This is a genomic window from Vibrio sp. PSi01 (assembly GCF_054960695.1).
This window is the reverse complement of record NZ_JBHNYN010000018.1, coordinates 69,643-88,178: the sequence shown is the minus strand read 5'-3', so window position 1 is coordinate 88,178 and position 18,536 is coordinate 69,643. Positions and strand designations below refer to the sequence as shown.

At 42.7% G+C, this 18,536-nt stretch carries 17 protein-coding genes and 1 tRNA gene; 11 read left to right on the top strand and 7 right to left on the bottom strand.

The window, feature by feature from the left end; genetic code table 11:
- Positions 1-322 precede the first annotated feature (322 nt).
- The 3 genes from ACFI6G_RS19050 to ACFI6G_RS19040 all read right to left on the bottom strand — a co-directional run bounded on the left by ACFI6G_RS19050 (position 323) and on the right by ACFI6G_RS19040 (position 2,624).
- On the bottom strand, positions 323-1,576 hold the full coding sequence (locus tag ACFI6G_RS19050) for an HD-GYP domain-containing protein (RefSeq protein ID WP_016783725.1): 1,254 nt from the start codon (positions 1,574-1,576) through the stop codon (positions 323-325).
- An 81-nt stretch (positions 1,577-1,657) separates the two neighbouring features.
- Positions 1,658-2,065, bottom strand: coding sequence for a VOC family protein (locus ACFI6G_RS19045; protein ID WP_010441580.1), 408 nt, complete (start codon positions 2,063-2,065; stop codon positions 1,658-1,660).
- Positions 2,066-2,539: 474 nt separating this feature from the next.
- Positions 2,540-2,624, bottom strand: a tRNA-Leu gene (locus ACFI6G_RS19040).
- Positions 2,625-2,819: 195 nt separating this feature from the next.
- Between ACFI6G_RS19040 and ACFI6G_RS19035 the strand changes: the two genes are divergently transcribed.
- Entirely contained in the window at positions 2,820-3,296 is a 477-nt protein-coding gene (locus ACFI6G_RS19035) for an RDD family protein (protein ID WP_010435000.1), read from the top strand.
- Positions 3,297-3,360: 64 nt separating this feature from the next.
- Here the strand turns inward: ACFI6G_RS19035 and lptG are convergent, their stop codons facing one another.
- A complete protein-coding gene (lptG, locus tag ACFI6G_RS19030) occupies positions 3,361-4,431 on the bottom strand; it encodes an LPS export ABC transporter permease LptG (RefSeq protein ID WP_102309116.1) in 1,071 nt (356 codons plus the stop codon).
- A 3-nt stretch (positions 4,432-4,434) separates the two neighbouring features.
- Positions 4,435-5,535: an LPS export ABC transporter permease LptF gene (gene lptF, locus ACFI6G_RS19025; protein ID WP_010435003.1), complete on the bottom strand. Its 1,101-nt coding sequence runs from the start codon at positions 5,533-5,535 to the stop codon at positions 4,435-4,437.
- A gap of 192 nt (positions 5,536-5,727) precedes the next feature.
- Here lptF and pepA point away from each other — a divergent pair, with 192 nt between their 5' ends.
- The 5 genes from pepA (at position 5,728) to ACFI6G_RS19000 (ending at position 11,938) form a co-directional block, all read left to right on the top strand.
- The gene (pepA, locus tag ACFI6G_RS19020) at positions 5,728-7,248 is read left to right on the top strand and encodes a leucyl aminopeptidase (RefSeq protein ID WP_010435005.1); all 1,521 of its coding nucleotides are present in this window, start codon (positions 5,728-5,730) and stop codon (positions 7,246-7,248) included.
- Positions 7,249-7,347: 99 nt separating this feature from the next.
- Positions 7,348-7,797 carry a DNA polymerase III subunit chi gene (locus tag ACFI6G_RS19015; protein WP_010435007.1) on the top strand — a complete coding sequence of 150 codons (450 nt, stop codon included), beginning with the start codon at positions 7,348-7,350 and terminating at the stop codon, positions 7,795-7,797.
- A gap of 102 nt (positions 7,798-7,899) precedes the next feature.
- Positions 7,900-10,773, top strand: coding sequence for a valine--tRNA ligase (locus ACFI6G_RS19010; protein WP_102309115.1), 2,874 nt, complete (start codon positions 7,900-7,902; stop codon positions 10,771-10,773).
- Positions 10,774-10,989: 216 nt separating this feature from the next.
- Positions 10,990-11,394 (top strand): DUF2061 domain-containing protein, encoded by a 405-nt coding sequence (locus ACFI6G_RS19005; RefSeq protein ID WP_462710422.1) that lies wholly within the window; start codon positions 10,990-10,992, stop codon positions 11,392-11,394.
- Between the two features lie 49 nt (positions 11,395-11,443).
- On the top strand, positions 11,444-11,938 hold the full coding sequence (locus ACFI6G_RS19000) for a GNAT family N-acetyltransferase (protein ID WP_016798286.1): 495 nt from the start codon (positions 11,444-11,446) through the stop codon (positions 11,936-11,938).
- A 25-nt stretch (positions 11,939-11,963) separates the two neighbouring features.
- Here the strand turns inward: ACFI6G_RS19000 and ACFI6G_RS18995 are convergent, their stop codons facing one another.
- The gene (locus tag ACFI6G_RS18995; protein WP_010435015.1) at positions 11,964-12,758 is read right to left on the bottom strand and encodes a glycosyl hydrolase 2 galactose-binding domain-containing protein; all 795 of its coding nucleotides are present in this window, start codon (positions 12,756-12,758) and stop codon (positions 11,964-11,966) included.
- 124 nt (positions 12,759-12,882) lie between these two features.
- A complete protein-coding gene (gene rraB / locus ACFI6G_RS18990) occupies positions 12,883-13,299 on the bottom strand; it encodes a ribonuclease E inhibitor RraB (protein ID WP_010435017.1) in 417 nt (138 codons plus the stop codon).
- Positions 13,300-13,876: 577 nt separating this feature from the next.
- On the opposite strand from rraB, the gene arcA reads away from it, so the two are divergent.
- The 5 genes from arcA to ACFI6G_RS18965 all read left to right on the top strand — a co-directional run bounded on the left by arcA (position 13,877) and on the right by ACFI6G_RS18965 (position 18,453).
- The gene (gene arcA / locus ACFI6G_RS18985) at positions 13,877-15,097 is read left to right on the top strand and encodes an arginine deiminase (RefSeq protein ID WP_010435019.1); all 1,221 of its coding nucleotides are present in this window, start codon (positions 13,877-13,879) and stop codon (positions 15,095-15,097) included.
- Between the two features lie 155 nt (positions 15,098-15,252).
- On the top strand, positions 15,253-16,257 hold the full coding sequence (locus ACFI6G_RS18980) for an ornithine carbamoyltransferase (RefSeq protein ID WP_016768633.1): 1,005 nt from the start codon (positions 15,253-15,255) through the stop codon (positions 16,255-16,257).
- A gap of 266 nt (positions 16,258-16,523) precedes the next feature.
- Positions 16,524-17,453 carry an aspartate carbamoyltransferase gene (pyrB, locus tag ACFI6G_RS18975; RefSeq protein WP_004735321.1) on the top strand — a complete coding sequence of 310 codons (930 nt, stop codon included), beginning with the start codon at positions 16,524-16,526 and terminating at the stop codon, positions 17,451-17,453.
- Positions 17,454-17,465: 12 nt separating this feature from the next.
- The gene (pyrI, locus tag ACFI6G_RS18970) at positions 17,466-17,927 is read left to right on the top strand and encodes an aspartate carbamoyltransferase regulatory subunit (RefSeq protein WP_462710421.1); all 462 of its coding nucleotides are present in this window, start codon (positions 17,466-17,468) and stop codon (positions 17,925-17,927) included.
- Between the two features lie 136 nt (positions 17,928-18,063).
- A complete protein-coding gene (locus ACFI6G_RS18965; RefSeq protein ID WP_004735319.1) occupies positions 18,064-18,453 on the top strand; it encodes a RidA family protein in 390 nt (129 codons plus the stop codon).
- The last annotated feature ends 83 nt before the right edge of the window (positions 18,454-18,536 follow it).

Genomic DNA, 18,536 nt, shown 5'->3' with positions numbered 1-18,536 from the left:
GTTACATCACTTCGGAAGAGGCGGCCATTCTAGCTATTTAATTCTCAGTGTCAAACACTTATTCGGAATTAATTTCTACTTTTAAAAAGTAAAAGCGAATCATCGCTTAAAGCTAGTTGCCTTACTAACATTCTTCGCTGAAGCCTTATGGCGTCTGCCATGTCAGTGAGGCGGCATTATAGAGATGCAGCTCTCATTGGCAAGCATTAAATACGTTTTTTATTAAAAAAAGAGGCTAAGCGAAGAGATTTCAACCAAGAGCCTATTTATACCAATCTCACCCCAACTTTTAAACAAATTACCCACAGAACCCTGTGGATAACTAGTCGTTACTTTCAAAAAAGTAAGATAATCGAGCTCGTGGATTTAAATACTCTCTCACTTGCTCGGGTAGTTTGCTTGGATGTACTGCATTAACGATTTTTATCTCTTTATTAAGCAAGTCAATAATCGGAGCTTGAGTTCTAGGGACGCTAGGATCATAAATCAGTACATTCGGGTAGAGCATATGTTTCGCATTAACGGAGATCACAACACCAATAGAGTCATTGGAAAGTTGTACCACCGTACCTGGCGGATACACACCCATAAACTTAACTAACAAACTCAAGTTGTCCTGACTATATAGGTGTTTGCAATTCTTGTATAAGTGGGACAATGCTAGATAAGGGATCTTAGGGTGAGGTTGCCCTCTGCCATGACAAAGGTTGTCGAAGGTATTCGCTACAGCGACTATCTTCGCAAATTCATCAATCTCTCCTTCCGTTAACCCTTCGGGGTAACCTGAACCATCATTCATTTCATGGTGCTGACCAATTACCTTCTTCGCGCTGTCAGGAAAATCATCAATTCCTGCGACTATATCCACACCGTATTTCGTATGAAGCTTTAAATAGTTTTCTTCCGGTACCGTTAACGCAGTCTGTTTTCTTAAGATAGCCGTAGGTATTTTTATTTTGCCGATATCGTGAAATAACGCAGCAAAGGAGAGTTCTTTTAATTGTTGAGTATCGAAACCTTTAGCCTTACCTATCATTAGTGCAACAACAGAAACATTCAATGTATGAAAGTAGAGGTCATCAAAGTCCACTTTAGTATTCATAAGATGCAGGGTAACGTTGTCATCGCTCACGAGTGTTTCGACAATATCGTCAACAAGAGCCTTCACCTCCCCTACCGCAGCTAAAGGACGATTACGAATCTTGGTCATAACAGAACGCATTCGAGCAAGCGAACGTTCGAACTCTTTCTCACAATGGCTTACTCTGCGACGGTAAGAACTTAGAGTTTCAATACGTTCATGCTTATCTTTCCACATTCTTTCCGTTTCAATACTTGCCTGTAAATCAGTATCCAAGGCTTGTTCATTCACGTGGTTAACTGGTAGAGGGGATGTATCGCTCTGATTCGGATTTATATAGACGTGCTTGATTCCAAGATGTCGAATTACTTGTACTTGAGCATCATCTTTGATTTTGAAACTGTTGAGTAGAAATGGGTGTTCATTCCATTTTACTGGGAGTCGTATGTGTAGACCGGGCTGAATGCGATCTACGGTAATCTTTATGCTGCCCATTTTTATATAATATCGATCAATAATCTCTATTTATAATTCTAATAAAACCAAGCAGCAATTTCACTATCCAATTTCACTGGTTCAACTTAAAGAGTCACAATGTACCATCCAGCGTATACCAAATTTATCTTCCACTTTACCAAACCGCGCTCCCCAAAAAGTATCCGCTAAAGGTGTCATAATACGACCACCTTGCTTTAATTTTTCAAAGATTTGCTCTTGAGTCGTCGTATCCTCAGTAACAAGGGAGAGTGCAAGATTGTTTCCTTCTAATTCTTTCGCTTTGACGCCATCTGACATCATAAGCTTCATACCGAATGCTTCAAACTCTGCGTGCATAACCCAATCAGGCTGAGCACCCTCTATTACCTGTGGTGCGTCACTAAATAGTTGTTTTGATAAAACTACACCACCAAAGCACTTGTGATAAAAGTCCAATGCTTCATTACAACGACCATCAAAAAATAAGTAAGGGGTAACTTTCAGCATATCTATCTCCTTTATGATCTATCTTAAACATAGACAATAGATGTGAGAATTAAAGGTAACATTCTGATTTAAGATAATTAATTCATTGGCACATTAGATTACGAAGAGAAATGATGAAATTTAGGAATGAAACATCAAGATCTGACTGATTGAACAGGCATACCTGCCGCCACAGCGAAGGCAACGTTTTCTGCTCTCCAGATACAACAAAGCCCCGATTTGAGTCGAGGCTTTGTCATTAAATATGATCCGATAGGCGACTTGACTGGGCTTGCATCCAAGCCGGCACCCTGGGTTAGGAATTCACAAACGCCCAAAACGACGAAAGGTCGAGATAAAAACGACCTTTCTATGTTTGGTACCCGCAGGCGGACTGATTGGACAGGCACCCCTGCCGTCACAGCGAAGGCAACGTTTTTTGCTCTCCAGATACAACAAAGCCCCGACTTGAGTCGAGGCTTTGTCATTTAAATATGGTACCGGTAGGCGGACTTGAACCGCCACGCCCGAAGGCAACGGATTTTGAATCCGTCGTGTATACCAATTTCACCATACCGGCATTATCTTGGGGCATTGCCCTTTCGATGTCTGGCATTATACGTATGCGAACTGATGTGGCAAGTATAAAAACTTGAATTCATGTGTGTTTGCCGATAATTTCGCCACTAAGTCATAAGCTGTGCGTTATGTCTCTTTTCACGCTAAGCCTTAAACTATATTCTGACGCCTCAATTTTTGAAGAAGTAATAACACAATGACATCAACAAACACTCTGCCACCAGCAGGAGTAATGCGCCGATTTGGTGCTTTGTTCTATGACGCCCTTATTGTAATCGCTATTGAAATGTTGGCAGCTGGCGTTATTGTCGCTCTGCTGCACGCTCTAATGGCTCTTGGTATTTTTAACCATAGCGGATATGCAGATGTTAGTGACTTCTTAACAAACCATCCGATTTGGAGCCCAGCGTATACTTTTTACTTAGTGGTCGTTTGGGTTTACTTCTTTGTGTTCTTCTGGACAAGAGCAGGACAAACTCTGGGAATGAGAGCCTGGAAGCTACGCGTTCAAAACAAAGACGGTTCAGCTATTACAGTAACTCAGGCGATGATTCGTTTGGGTACTTCAGGTTTTGGATTGGCAAACCTATGTGTTCCATTCGATCCAAAAAAGCGTGGCTTTCACGATATCTGGGCAAAGACCGAAGTCGTTGTGTTACCACAAGCACGATAGCGTGATTTAAGTTAGCTCTAATCAAGATCAAAAAAGGAAGGCGTTATACCTTCCTTTTTTCTATTTACAGTTTCCGCCTCAAGAGCATGACTGCTATTCCGAGGAATACCACACTCGGAGCTAGCGCACCAAAAGCGGGGGGAATTTGATAAACCAAACTCACTGGACCAAAAAACTCACTGGATATGTAGAAAGTAAAACCTGCGATAACACCAGAAAGAATCCTAGCACCCATGGTCACACTACGTAGAGGGCCAAAGATAAACGATAATGCCATCAGCATCATGACCGCTATCGAGATAGGCTGAGTTATCTTTCGCCATAACGCCAGTTCATAGCGTGATGCATCTTGTTCTGAAGCTTTGAGATAAGAAACATAATCATACAATCCACTTAATGAAAGCTCTTCTGGTTTAACCGTTACTATCGCGAGCTTATCCGGTGCTAATGATGTCTTCCAAGAATAAGTTGGCAGGCTTTCTTTAGTAATTTGAAGTTCGTTTTCAAAAGACGTGATCTCTACATTTTTCATCGTCCACACGTTATCTCCAACGTAATCAACTTCGTCAGAGTAAATAGCGGTCTTTAGAGCTTTATTCTCATCAAAGCGCCACATGTTCATTCCATATAGCTTCTCATCATCAATTTTGACAATGAAGATAAAATCATTGGCATCGCGAGCCCATACACCACTTTGAGTCGAGATAATATTACCACCAGCAATTGATATGGTTCTTAAGTCACGAGCCATTTTCTGTGCTTGAGGTGCGCCCCACTGACCAAGCAATGTCACAACGACCATCAGTGGGATTGCGGTTTTGAGTACCGATAGGCCGATATCTAACTTAGAGAAACCCGCAGCCTGCATTACAACGAGTTCAGAACTTGCAGCAAGCATACCAAGCCCGATCAATGCGCCAAGCAAAGCGGCCATTGGAAAGAACATTTCAATATCACGTGGGATACTCAACAAAACGAAATACAGCGCTTGTAATAGATCGTATGTACCGCGACCAACCTTTCTAAGCTGCTCTACGTACTTGATGATCCCAGAGAGGCCAACAAACGTCACCAATACCAATGACGTCGTTGCGATGATGGTTCTGCCTATATATAAATCGAGAATTTTAAACACGGCTTAAGCCAACCTCTTATTCTTGAATTTTTCTTTCAAACGCCTTACTGGCACACTATCCATAAAGTTTGCACCAATCGCGACAAGTAACAACAACGCATTTATTGGCCACATGCCGACTACCGCGGGAATACTCCCTTCTTCAATCGAAGATTTGGTTGCACTGATTGCTAAGAAGTAAGTTAGATAAATCAGTATAGCTGGGCCGATTTTGGCGAAACGACCTTGTCTAGGGTTTACTGCAGACAGTGGCACAACAAGCATGGTCAACAATGGAATACAAAGCACCAATGAAATTCGCCACTGCAATTCTGCTTTCGCACTGTTTTCTGGATTACCAATCAGATCGAGCGTAGGAATGGCTTCCCAGTCACGGCCTTTCTTCTCAACTTCACGTTGGCCAATCAGGCCTTCGTACTCTTCAAAGTGTGTCACCATATAATCAAGACGAGTTGGAACACCTTCATGACGGGTACCATCGTACATCACAATCACTTGTCGACCATCGCTAAGCTCTTTTACGTCTCCGGATTTAGAGAACATTACACTAGGTAACACTGAATCACGTGGGCGCATTTGAGCTACAAACACATTTTCTAACTTATTACCGTCGATGTCATCGATGAAAACGACTGAAGAACCATCAGGAGTGCCTTCAAACTTACCTTTTGGCAGTAAATCCACACTGTTCTCTGCAGCCACTTCTTCATACATTTGCTCAACTTTATCTTGCGACCAAGGAGACAGCCAAAATGAGTTAAAAGCAGCAACAGATGCTGTGATTAAGGCCAAGTAAAGTGCAGATTGAATAAGGAATTTATTACCAATACCAGTCGCGTTCATTACGACTATTTCACTTTCAGCGTAAAGGCGACCAAAAGTAAGTAAAATACCAATATAGATACTGAGTGGAAGCATCAATAAGCCCATCGCGGGCATATTTAAGCCAACAATCGATAATATGAGGCTCGCTGGGATATCACCATCAGAGGCGTCCGCTAAAACACTGATGAATTTTTGGCTGAGAAACACGAGAAAGAGAACAAAAAAGATCGCAAATTGGCTCTTGATTGTCTCGCGGATCAAATATCTAACAATAATCACGCTCAAATTACCTATACAAAACTTGTTTTTTTGATTGAATCACTATAATTTCCCGTTGAACCTTTTATTTTTTTAAATTTTTAGCTAAGTGTTAGCGTTCTTCTTTAAGGTTAGTTCCATTATAGGATCCAACAAGTAAGAACCCATTATCTAACATTTAGTTCGATTTGTCTTCAGGATGTAGGAGTACGCATGGAGTTCAGTGTAAAAAGTGGCAGCCCAGAGAAACAACGCAGCGCATGTATCGTTGTCGGTGTATTCGAACCGCGCCGCCTTTCTCCAGTCGCCGAGCAATTAGATAAGATTAGCGATGGCTATATTAGTTCACTGCTTCGTCGCGGTGATCTAGAGGGTAAACCTGGCCAGATGCTACTACTGCATCAAGTACCTGGTGTACTTTCAGAACGTGTTCTACTGGTAGGCTGTGGTAAAGAGCGTGAGCTAGGCGAACGTCAATACAAAGAAATCATCCAAAAAACCATCAGCACACTAAACGAAACAGGTTCTATGGAAGCAGTATGTTTCCTTACAGAACTTCACGTTAAAGGTCGCGACACTTACTGGAAAGTTCGTCAAGCTGTAGAAGCAACTAAAGATGGCCTTTACACGTTTGACCAATTCAAGAGTAATAAGCCAGAGACTCGTCGCCCACTACGTAAATTGGTATTCAACGTACCTACACGTCGTGAATTGAGCCTTGGTGAGAAAGCTATTTCTCATGGCCTTGCTATTGCTTCAGGTGTGAAAGCATCGAAAGATCTAGGCAATATGCCACCGAACATCGCAAATCCTGCTTACCTTGCATCTCAAGCTCGTCGCCTAGCTGACGATTATGAAACTGTGAAGACTAAGATCATTGGCGAAGAAGAGATGGAAAAACTGGGTATGACTTCATACCTAGCAGTAGGCCGTGGCTCTAAGAACGAATCGATGATGTCTATCATGGAATACAAAGGCGCTGCGGATCCAGACGCAAAACCTATCGTCCTAGTCGGTAAAGGTCTTACTTTCGATTCAGGCGGTATCTCACTTAAGCCTGGCGAAGGCATGGATGAGATGAAGTACGATATGTGTGGTGCTGCCTCTGTATTCGGTACAATGAAAGCATTGGCGAAACTTAACCTGCCAATCAACGTTGTTGGTATTCTAGCGGGTTGTGAAAATATGCCTGGTAGCAACGCTTATCGCCCTGGTGACATCCTAACTACGATGTCTGGTCAAACCGTTGAAGTATTAAATACTGATGCAGAAGGTCGTTTGGTTTTATGTGATGCTCTAACTTACGTTGAGCGTTTTGAACCTGATTGTGTTGTCGACGTTGCGACACTAACTGGCGCATGTGTTATTGCTCTAGGTCACCACATCAGTGGCGTTCTATCAAACCACAACCCACTATCTCATGAACTTGTTAATGCTTCAGAGCAAGCAAGCGACCGAGCATGGCGTCTACCTATGGCTGACGAATACCATGAGCAGCTAAACAGCCCATTCGCTGATATGGCGAACATCGGCGGCCGTCCTGGCGGCACAATTACTGCTGGTTGCTTCCTGTCTAAATTCACTAAGAAGTACCACTGGGCACACATCGACAGTGCTGGTACGGCGTGGAAGTCAGGCGCAGCGAAAGGCTCGACAGGTCGTCCTGTCTCAATGCTTGTCCAATTCTTATTGAACCGCAGCGGCCAAGAGACTGAAGAGCAATCTTCAAAATAGTAAAAAGGGCCTACGGGCCCTTTTTTAATAACTGCTATTTGTTAGAGTCTGTAGACCAAGTAATATTGAGGTCCACAATTTTCAGTTCGAGTGTTAAGTATGCAAACTGCCACTTTTTACATAGTGCCTTCAGACAGTCCGCAAGCCCGCGAAGATGGTTTTACTCACTATGTGCTGTTTCTTGTTCAGCACTTTGCAAAACAAGGCGCTAAACTTTATCTCAACTGTAATGACAAAGAGCATGCCGAACGTATTGCGGAAGTTTTCTGGCAAGTTGAACCCAGTGAATTTATGGCACACAACTTGGTTGGCGAAGGACCAAAGTATTCAACCAACGTCGAAATCGGCTACCAAGGCGTAAAACATAATTGGAATCGTCAGCTAGTAATTAATCTGGCCGATAATCATACAACCTTTGCGAACGCCTTTGCTCAGGTGATAGACTTCGTGCCTTGCGAAGAAAAAGCTAAGCAACTCGCTCGAGAAAGGTATAAAATTTACCGTCAAGCTGGATATCAGCTACAAACTATCGAGATTCAACATCCATAGTCAAACGTCATAGTTAAAGCTCTCTTTGACTTTAAACTCAAGAAGCTTCACTTATGAAGTTTGACCACGATTAACCATTCACAGTATCCGTTTAAGAGCACTATGGAAAAGACATACAACCCAACATCAATCGAACAAGCTCTGTACAAGACTTGGGAAGAGAAAGGCTACTTTAAGCCACACGGTGACACATCAAAAGAAGCTTACAGCATCATGATCCCGCCACCAAACGTCACTGGCAGCCTACACATGGGTCACGCGTTCCAAGATACGATCATGGATACGCTTATCCGTGCTCAACGTATGAAAGGCAAAAACACGCTTTGGCAAGTGGGTACTGACCACGCTGGTATCGCAACTCAAATGGTTGTTGAGCGTAAGATCGCTGCTGAAGAAGGCAAAACAAAACACGACTACGGCCGTGAAGCTTTCATCGATAAAATCTGGGAATGGAAAGGCGAATCGGGTGGCACGATCACTCAACAACTTCGTCGTCTTGGTGCATCTGTAGATTGGGATCGTGAACGATTCACTATGGATGATGGCCTATCGGCTGCGACTCAAGAAGTGTTTGTTCGTCTATACGAAGAAGACCTAATCTACCGTGGTAAGCGTCTAGTAAACTGGGATCCTAAACTGCACACGGCAATCTCGGATCTTGAAGTTGAAAACAAAGACAAAAAAGGTTTCATGTGGCACTTCCGCTACCCGCTAGCGAACGGTGTTAAAACGGCTGATGGTAAAGATTACATCGTTGTAGCGACGACTCGTCCAGAAACCATGCTTGGCGATACTGGCGTTGCTGTTAACCCAGAAGATCCTCGTTACAAAGATCTTATCGGCAAAGAAATCCTACTTCCTGTTGTAAACCGTCTTATTCCTATCGTAGGCGATGAGCACGCAGATATGGAAAAAGGCACGGGTTGTGTGAAGATAACTCCAGCTCATGACTTTAACGATTACGAAGTGGGTAAGCGCAACAACCTACCAATGATCAACATCCTAACGTTCAACGCTGATATCCGTGATGCTGCTGAAGTCTTCACAACGAACGGCGAAGAAAGCGATGTTTACTCAACGGACATCCCTGCTAAATACCAAGGCATGGAGCGTTTTGCTGCACGTAAAGCTATCGTTGCTGAATTCGATGAGCTTGGTCTTCTTGAAGAGATCAAAGATCACGACCTGACTGTCCCTTACGGCGACCGTGGTGGCGTGGTTATCGAACCAATGCTGACTGACCAATGGTACGTGCGCACAGCACCTCTTGCAGAACCTGCGGTTAAAGCGGTTGAAGATGGCCAAATCCAATTCGTACCTAAACAGTACGAAAACATGTATTTCGCGTGGATGCGTGACGTGCAAGACTGGTGTATCTCTCGTCAACTTTGGTGGGGCCACCGTATCCCAGCATGGTACGACAACGATGGTAAGGTTTACGTAGGTCGCACTGAAGAAGAAGTTCGTGAAAAGAACAACCTAGCGCCTGTTGTTGTACTTAAGCAAGACGACGACGTACTAGATACTTGGTTCTCTTCTGCACTTTGGACATTCGGCACGCAAGGCTGGCCTGAAGATACTGAAGCACTAAAAACATTCCACCCATCTGAAGTACTAGTATCTGGTTTTGATATTATCTTCTTCTGGGTTGCTCGTATGATCATGATGACCATGCACTTCGTGAAAGACGAAGATGGCAAGGCTCAAGTACCTTTCAAAACCGTTTACATGACAGGTCTTATCCGTGATGAAAACGGCGACAAGATGTCTAAGTCGAAAGGTAACGTACTTGATCCAATCGACATGATTGACGGCATCGGCCTTGAAGAGCTAGTAGAGAAGCGTTGTGGCAACATGATGCAACCTAAACTGGCTGCTAAGATCGAAAAGGCTACACGTAAAACTTTCGAAGATGGTATCGAACCATACGGTACTGATGCATTACGTTTCACTCTTGCTGCTATGGCTTCAACTGGCCGTGACATCAACTGGGACATGAAGCGTCTTGAAGGTTACCGTAACTTCTGTAACAAGCTATGGAACGCAAGCCGTTACGTACTGATGAATACAGAAGAGCACGATTGTGGCATGTCACTGTCTGTTGAAGACCGTGCAAACATGGAATTCTCTCTAGCAGATAAGTGGATTGAATCTCAGTTTGAAGTTGCAGCGAAAGAATTTAATGCTCACCTAGACAACTACCGTCTAGACATGGCAGCAAACACGCTTTACGAATTCATCTGGAACCAATTCTGTGACTGGTACCTAGAGCTAACTAAACCGGTTCTTTGGAAGGGTACTGAAGCTCAACAACAAGCGACCCGTTACACTTTGATCACGGTTCTTGAGAAAACACTGCGTCTTGCTCACCCAGTTCTTCCTTACATCACTGAATCTATCTGGCAGAGCGTTAAGCCACTAGTAGACGGTGTTGAAGGAGAGACAATCATGACTCAAGCACTTCCTCAGTTTAATGAAGCTAACTTCAATGCTGAGATCGTTGACGATATCGAATGGGTTAAGACTTTCATCACTGCTATCCGTAACCTACGTGCGGAATACGATATTGCTCCTAGCAAAGGCCTAGAAGTGATGATCAAAGTCGCTGATGAGAAAGATGCTGCGCGTATCGAAGCAAACAAGATCGTTCTTACTTCTCTAGCGAAACTAGATGACATCAAAGTACTGGCTGATAGTGAAGTGACTCCAGCTTGTGCAACGAAGCTTGTTGGTAAATCTGAATTGATGATCCCAATGGCGGGTCTTATCGACAAAGATGCTGAACTTGCTCGTCTAGATAAAGAAGTGGCTAAGACTCAAGGCGAAATCAAACGTATCGAAGGTAAACTAGGTAACGAAGGTTTCGTTGCTAAAGCACCTGAAGTTGTTATCGCGAAAGAGCGTGAAAAGCTTGAAGGCTACCAAGAGACTCTTGTTAAGCTTGAAGAGCAAAAAGCGACCATCGCTGCGCTTTAACTGATTGAACGAGAAAGCTTCGAACTTCTCGATCTAAATAGAAAGGTTGGTCCTCGTGACCAGCCTTTTTTTATGTCTCTGATTCCAATATATCTTGCTCGCCACACTTATTGATAGGTTTCATCTATCGAATCAATCCTTACAACCCACTTTAATTAATGATAATAATTCTCAATAATAGTTCTATCAAAACAACAAAACGATTGAGTAATTATCATGAAAAAGACACTAACCTTTGCCGCATTACATTTTACTATCGCATTTAGTGTCGCTTACGTACTAACGGGAGACATCTTGATTGGTAGCTTAATTGCCATGATTGAACCCTCCGTAAATACAGTCGCTTTTTATTTTCATGAAAAGGCTTGGGCTCAAATTCAAGCACTTAAAGCTCGCCAATTTATGACTAAACTAAAAACAGCAAGCTTTGCCACTATCCATTTTAGTGTTGCCTTTGCCGTTGTCTATTTATTAACTGGTGATGCCTTTATTGGCGGTGTGATGGCCACGCTAGAGCCAGCTTTAAATACAATCGCTTACTATTTCCACGAAAAAGTTTGGTTACGAAAAACAGAAAGCCAAACAACACAATTACAGTTTTGTTTGCACCAACATGCTTAATCACAATATATTGGGCTTCTGATGAGTAACCCATTTTTATAGGCAGAACATGGAACAGATTGCTAACCTCACTATTCGCTCAATTGAATTAGAAGATAATCCAAGCATTGCTAACGTAATTCGCCAAGTTTCTTATGAGAACGGACTGACAGAAGACAAAGGCTATGGCGTAGCAGATCCAACATTAGAAGACATGTTCAGTGTTTATAACAATGAAAAATCGCAATATTGGGTGATTGAGCTTAATGGAAAGGTCGTCGGTGGCGGTGGATTTGCGCCGTTAGCAGGAATGCCCGAAGTATGCGAACTACAAAAGATGTACTTCTTACCAGTAACTAGAGGTAAAGGCTTAGCTAAGAAGTTGGTCAATATGTCGATGGACCGGGCTAAAGGTTTAGGTTATCAACATATGTACTTAGAAACGACAGAATGCCTTAATGCAGCGGTGAAACTTTATGAAAAGCTAGGCTTTGAACACCTGGATTCAGCATGGGGAGAAACTGGCCATGATGCTTGTGAAGTTGTCATGGCTAGATCGTTGTAAAAAGAGTAACTAAGAAATAACTCTTCTAACGCAGGAAGTTACTCACGCAAGAAGCTGGATTCAAGGCCACAAAAGAGCTTTCTTTTTGCCCATCGAGTTCAACTTCTAACGGATACAAATGCTTAGGATTGGGGTTCTCAAGATCAAAACAGATCGGAGCCTCAACCTGGAACACAACGCCAGTATGTTCGGCTCGCACATCTATCGGCATAACTAATGTCATACCATTAAATTTAATAGAAGCCGACACCAACCCTGCTTTTAGTGTCTGATAAATAACATCCACTTTAAACTCACAGCCGCCACCGTGATGCCAAATTTGCTCGGTGACAACTTGCTCTAGCTTGACGTTACGAACAAATTGCAAGTACGGTGCGTGCCAAACCCCGATACGCGAATCAGATTTAGCGACAATTGCTGAAGAGGCTGACTCATCCATGTCCTCTTCAAGCAACAAGCTCTCCTCTTCCTCTAAGAAAAGAATCTCAAAACGATTTCGACCAAGCTGCATATAAGGGCGAATGTCTTTACGGTATTCAGATTCGCTGCCATCACAGTCAAACACAGCAACGCCATTAAGCCGTACTTCTGCAAAGTAATCGACGCCTGCAACCACTAGCTCAACAAACGGGCATGCCAACATGGCATCATCCACTTCAATGTCGTGCATCAAGTGCCATTCTTGCTTTGCAATATCGTCTTCACTCAAGCTATCAGGGAGCTTTGAACTTAACGGAGCAGGAAAGGCAATGTCATCTTGTGGAATAGAAAGATCCGTCAGTGGCGAAATTTGCCAAAGACCATCGAGAGGTAGCCGCATGTCATTCCTTGAGCTAGATCAACTTTGAATGCATTATAAAGAATGAATGCATATAAAGACATTTATTTTTCTGAGGACAAAAAAATGCCAGCTCGAAGCTGGCATTCTTTAAAACTGGGAGAGATTACTCTTCGCCTTCATCATCTTCATCTGGGTAGATAGCATCTTCACCTTCGTAGTAAGTGCCCCACCCGTCATAGATAATGTCAAACTTCTCTGCAAGATTCACAAGCTTCTCAACTTGCTCATCAATCGCTTCTGCATTCAGAGTACACTGCATCGTCGCATCACAACAAAGTAGCTTATTGCCATCTTCGTCTTCTGTCTCTTCAGCTTCAAGAACTTCAAAGCCCATTTTGAAGGCTTCAACAACCGCTTTCTCAAGTACACCGAAATCTTCAGCAAATAGGTGATGCTCGATATCGTATAGAGCTTCAGGATCGCTACCATCTTCAATTAACGCTGTAATGATGTCGCGAGTCTCTTCCTTTTGAAATTCAATTAATTCCGCTACTGATAGATATTCATCTTCGTGAGACATGTGTCTGCTCCAGAGTGTTGACTATGAAAAGATCAAATTTGATTGCCACGAAATATGTCATGGATCGTCCAGAAAAGCCACCTAGATCAGGCTTATAAAGGTAAGTTTCTCGCCGGATAACAAAGGCAATACCAATAAAAAAGTGAAATCAAAATCACAGAAACAAATTTTCAACATATTATTAACCCATGCGTGTTTTAGCATTTCATTTTTATTGCGCTCTTTGCCGAAAGTGAATAAAAACTGCGTGCTTAGTCACACAAAATGCATACTCCTGACAACTTTAGAGTTGCATAAAATCTCGACCTGAAATCAAAAAATGAATAATAGTGAATAAAAAATCACTATTATCAGACAAAAGTCGACTCCAAACTCACAAGGTTTTGAGCATAGATCGTCAAAAAGGTTGTTGGGGAATTACATCTGTTATTTGGGTTAAAATATAAATAAATAGAATATATATGGGATTTAACACTAAATATTCTAGAAACACCTCGTATTAACACAAGCTTTAAAACTTGCATATTACGATCAAGCTTGTCATAAATAGACGCTGGATTAATAGTAAGGATGCAAAATGAGTAAGCTGTACGTTGGCTCCGAAGTCGGTCAATTAAGACGAGTTCTCCTAAATCGACCTGAAAGGGCACTCACCCACCTCACCCCTTCTAACTGTCATGAGTTACTCTTTGATGATGTACTTGCAGTAGAAGCCGCAGGTGAAGAACACGATGCCTTTGCGACAACACTTCGTAACCAAGACGTTGAAGTGTTATTACTGCATGACCTACTGGTTGAGACACTTGCTGTTGCTCCAGCTCGTGAATGGTTGCTTAATACTCAAATATCTGATTTTCGTTATGGTCCAACATTTGCGCGTGATTTGAGAGAATATCTTGCTCAAATGGACAATGAGCATTTGGCTACCATCCTACTTGGTGGTTTAGCTTACTCTGAGCTTCCTATCAAATCATCTTCAATGCTACCGAAGATGCATCGCCCACTCGATTTCGTTATCGAACCGCTCCCTAACCATCTATTTACACGAGATACCTCATGTTGGGTTTATGGAGGCGTCTCTCTTAACCCGATGATGATGCCTGCTCGTCAACGAGAAACAAATCACTTACGAGCAATATACCGCTGGCATCCTGTCTTCGCTGGCCAAGATTTTATTAAGTATTTCGGTGATGAGGATCTTCACTACGATAACGCAAATATTGAAGGCGGCGATGTCCTAGTTATTGGTAAAGGCGCCGTGCTTATCGGTATTTCAGAGCGAACTAAACCACAGGGTGTCGAAAACCTAGCAGCGAGTTTATTCAAATCGGGTCAAGCAAAAGAAGTCATTGCAATTGATTTACCAAAGCACCGCTCTTGCATGCACCTTGATACGGTTATGACTCATATGGATATCGACACGTTCTCAGTCTACCCAGAAATTGTTCGCAAAGACTTAGACACCTGGCGCTTAACGCCAAAAGAAAATGGCGAGATGCGTGTAGAAAAGGCTGACAACTACCTTTCTGCTATTGAAGGTGCATTAGGACTCGATCAACTGAAGATTATAACCACAGGTGGTGACAACTACGAAGCTGAACGTGAACAGTGGAATGACGCAAACAACGTACTTACCGTGAAACCAGGTACGGTTATCGGTTATGAGCGTAATGTTTACACCAATGAGAAATACGACAAAGCAGGAATCGAAGTACTGACGATTCCGGGCAACGAACTAGGTCGTGGTCGTGGTGGCGCACGCTGTATGAGCTGCCCTATTGAAAGAGACGGGATTTAACTCAAGTCGTTCAGTAAAGCGAACAGATAACTTATCTAGGCCAGTACCACTGTACAGGCCTTTTTTATCAAATTAATAAAATAAATATTCACAAATATAGCATTTTTATGTTTAACTAAGTTCTTCATTGATTCTATATACCCAAGGAGCGAGAGATGGCCTTTAATCTTCGCAATCGTAACTTTCTAAAACTTCTCGACTTTACTCCTAAAGAGATTCAGTTTTTACTCGACTTGTCTGCTGACCTTAAAAAAGCTAAGTATGCAGGTACAGAGCAAAAAAAGCTTAACGGTAAAAACATCGCTTTGATCTTTGAAAAAGCATCAACTCGAACTCGATGTGCCTTTGAGGTAGCTGCTTTTGATCAAGGAGCTCAAGTCTCTTATTTAGGCCCTTCTGGTTCTCAGATTGGTCAAAAAGAATCAATGAAAGATACGGCGCGTGTATTAGGTCGTATGTACGATGGTATTGAATATCGTGGTTTTGGCCAGAGTATTGTCGAAGATCTTGGCGCTTATGCGGGTGTGCCGGTTTGGAACGGTCTAACCGATGAGTTCCATCCAACTCAGATCTTGGCTGATTTCCTCACCATGATCGAACATGGTCGCGGTAAACGTCTGCATCAAATCAGTTTTGCTTACCTAGGAGATGCACGTAACAACATGGGTAATTCTCTGTTAGTAGGTGCAGCTAAAATGGGGATGGATATTCGCCTTATTGCACCTAAAGCGTTCTGGCCAGAAGAACAGCTCGTTGAAGAGTGCCACGCTATCGCGCAAAATACAGGTGCAAAAATCACGCTGACAGAAGACGTTGCCGAAGGCGTGAAAGATTGTGATTTCCTCTACACCGATGTTTGGGTTTCTATGGGTGAAGCGCCCGAAGCTTGGGACGAACGCGTGGCTGTAATGACACCTTACCAAGTGAATATGGATGTCATAAAGCTCACAGGTAACCCTCAAGTAAAGTTCATGCATTGCCTACCCGCTTTCCACAACAATGAAACCGTGATCGGCCAGCAAGTCGCAGACAAATATGGAATGAACGGCTTGGAAGTGACCGATGAAGTGTTTGAATCTGACTACTCTATTGTGTTTGATGAAGCAGAGAATCGCATGCACACCATCAAGGCCGTAATGGTGGCGACCTTAGGTCAATAACTAAGAATGAAAGTAAACAAAAGCTTGATGTAATCGCTTGCGCTCACAATTTGAAAGCGTATAATTCTCGGCAATTTGTCTGAGAGTAGTGAAAATGACGCCAAGCAATGTTGTGATAAAACATAATAATATTGTGAAAACACCAAATATTGCTCGTAAGCTAAGATGCTTACCAGGTCGTCTATTCTGCTTTTCAGCACTTTTTTAAAGCCTCCCATTATGGGGGGCTTTTTTATGGCCAATACATTATTGTGGGGAAGAAGATCATGGCGAATTCGCTTTATCAAAAGCACATCATCTCAATTCCAGAGCTTTCTCGTGAAGAGCTAGAATTAATTGTTCAAACAGCTGGTCAACTCAAAGCTGAACCGAACCCAGAACTCATCAAGAACAAAGTTGTGGCAAGCTGCTTCTTCGAACCTTCAACGCGAACTCGTCTCTCTTTTGAAACTGCGATTCAACGCATCGGTGGTGATGTGATTGGTTTCGACAGTGGTGGTAACACTTCCTTGGCGAAGAAAGGCGAAACGCTAGCGGACTCTGTACAGGTTATTTCTTCTTATGTTGATGCTTACGTAATGCGTCACCCTCAAGAAGGTGCTGCGCGTCTGGCCTCTGAGTTTTCTAACGGTGTACCTGTTATTAACGCAGGTGACGGTGCAAACCAACACCCAACTCAAACACTGTTAGATCTATTCTCTATCGCTGAGACACAGGGCCGCTTAGATAACCTCAATGTTGCATTTGTCGGTGACCTTAAGTACGGACGTACGGTTCACTCGCTGACTCAAGCACTAGCTAAATTCGACAACATCTGTTTTTACTTCGTTGCTCCAGAAGCACTAGCGATGCCTGACTACATTTGTGAAGAGCTTGATGAAGCGGGTATCAAATACCAACTACTGACAGACATGGAAGATGTCATTCCTGAACTTGATGTTCTTTACATGACTCGAGTTCAAAAAGAACGTTTTGATGAATCGGAATACGCGCACATCAAATCGGCGTACATCCTGACCGCTCCGATGTTGGAAAATGCACGTGATAACCTAAAGGTTCTTCACCCTCTTCCTCGTGTTGATGAAATTACTGTCGATGTCGATAAAACACCTTACGCTTACTACTTCCAGCAAGCAGAGAACGGTGTTTACGCACGTGAAGCATTACTAGCCCTTGTTCTTAACGAAACGCTGTAGAGGAGAGATATCATGTCTAAAGAGACTCAATTAAAAGTTGAAGCAATCAAGAACGGAACGGTTATCGACCATATCCCAGCAAACATCGGGGTCAAAGTGCTAAAACTGTTCGACATGCATAACTCTCATCAACGTGTGACGATTGGCCTAAATCTACCTTCATCTGCGCTCGGAGGCAAAGACCTACTCAAGATTGAGAATGTGTTTATCACTGAAGAACAAGCAAGCAAACTGGCACTATATGCACCTCACGCTACGGTTAACCAAATCGAAGATTACGAAGTAGTTAAGAAATTAGCATTAGAGCTTCCAGAGCAAATCAACGATGTGTTTGAGTGTCCAAACACCAACTGTATTACTCACAATGAACCAGTTGAAAGCAGCTTTAAGATCTTTGAAAAGAAAGAAGATATTCGATTGAAGTGTAAGTACTGCGAAAAAGTTTTCTCTCGCGAAATCGTGACAGAAAGATAACGCCATACGGCAATATTGACCGAACCTATAAACTATCAAATACCTCGCCTATGCGGGGTATTTTGCTCTTTACCTATCGAAAGTTTGTAGGCACACTGAAAATTGCTTTTTATCTAATAACTGATGGAATAAACCAATGACTAAAGTACTTCACACAGAATCAGCTCCAGCTGCAATCGGCCCATACGTACAAGGTGTTGACCTTGGCAACATGGTACTGACTTCTGGTCAAATCCCAGTAAACCCAGCAACTGGTGAAGTATCTGCAGATATCGCAGAACAAGCTCGCCAATCTCTAGATAACGTTCAAGCCGTAGTTGAAGCTTCAGGCCTGACTGTAAAAGACATCGTAAAACTAACGGTATTCGTTAAAGATCTAAACGACTTCGGTACAGTAAACGAAGTTTACGGTAAATTCTTTGATGAACACGGCGTTGCAAACTACCCAGCACGTTCATGTGTTGAAGTAGCGCGTCTACCAAAAGATGTAGGTATCGAGATCGAAGCGATTGCAGTTCGCAAATAGATTTTAATATCTAGAATAAACGGTTTCTAGTAAACAAGTTGGCATAAAGCTGAATGTTTATCAGAGACAAAAAAGGTTGCCCT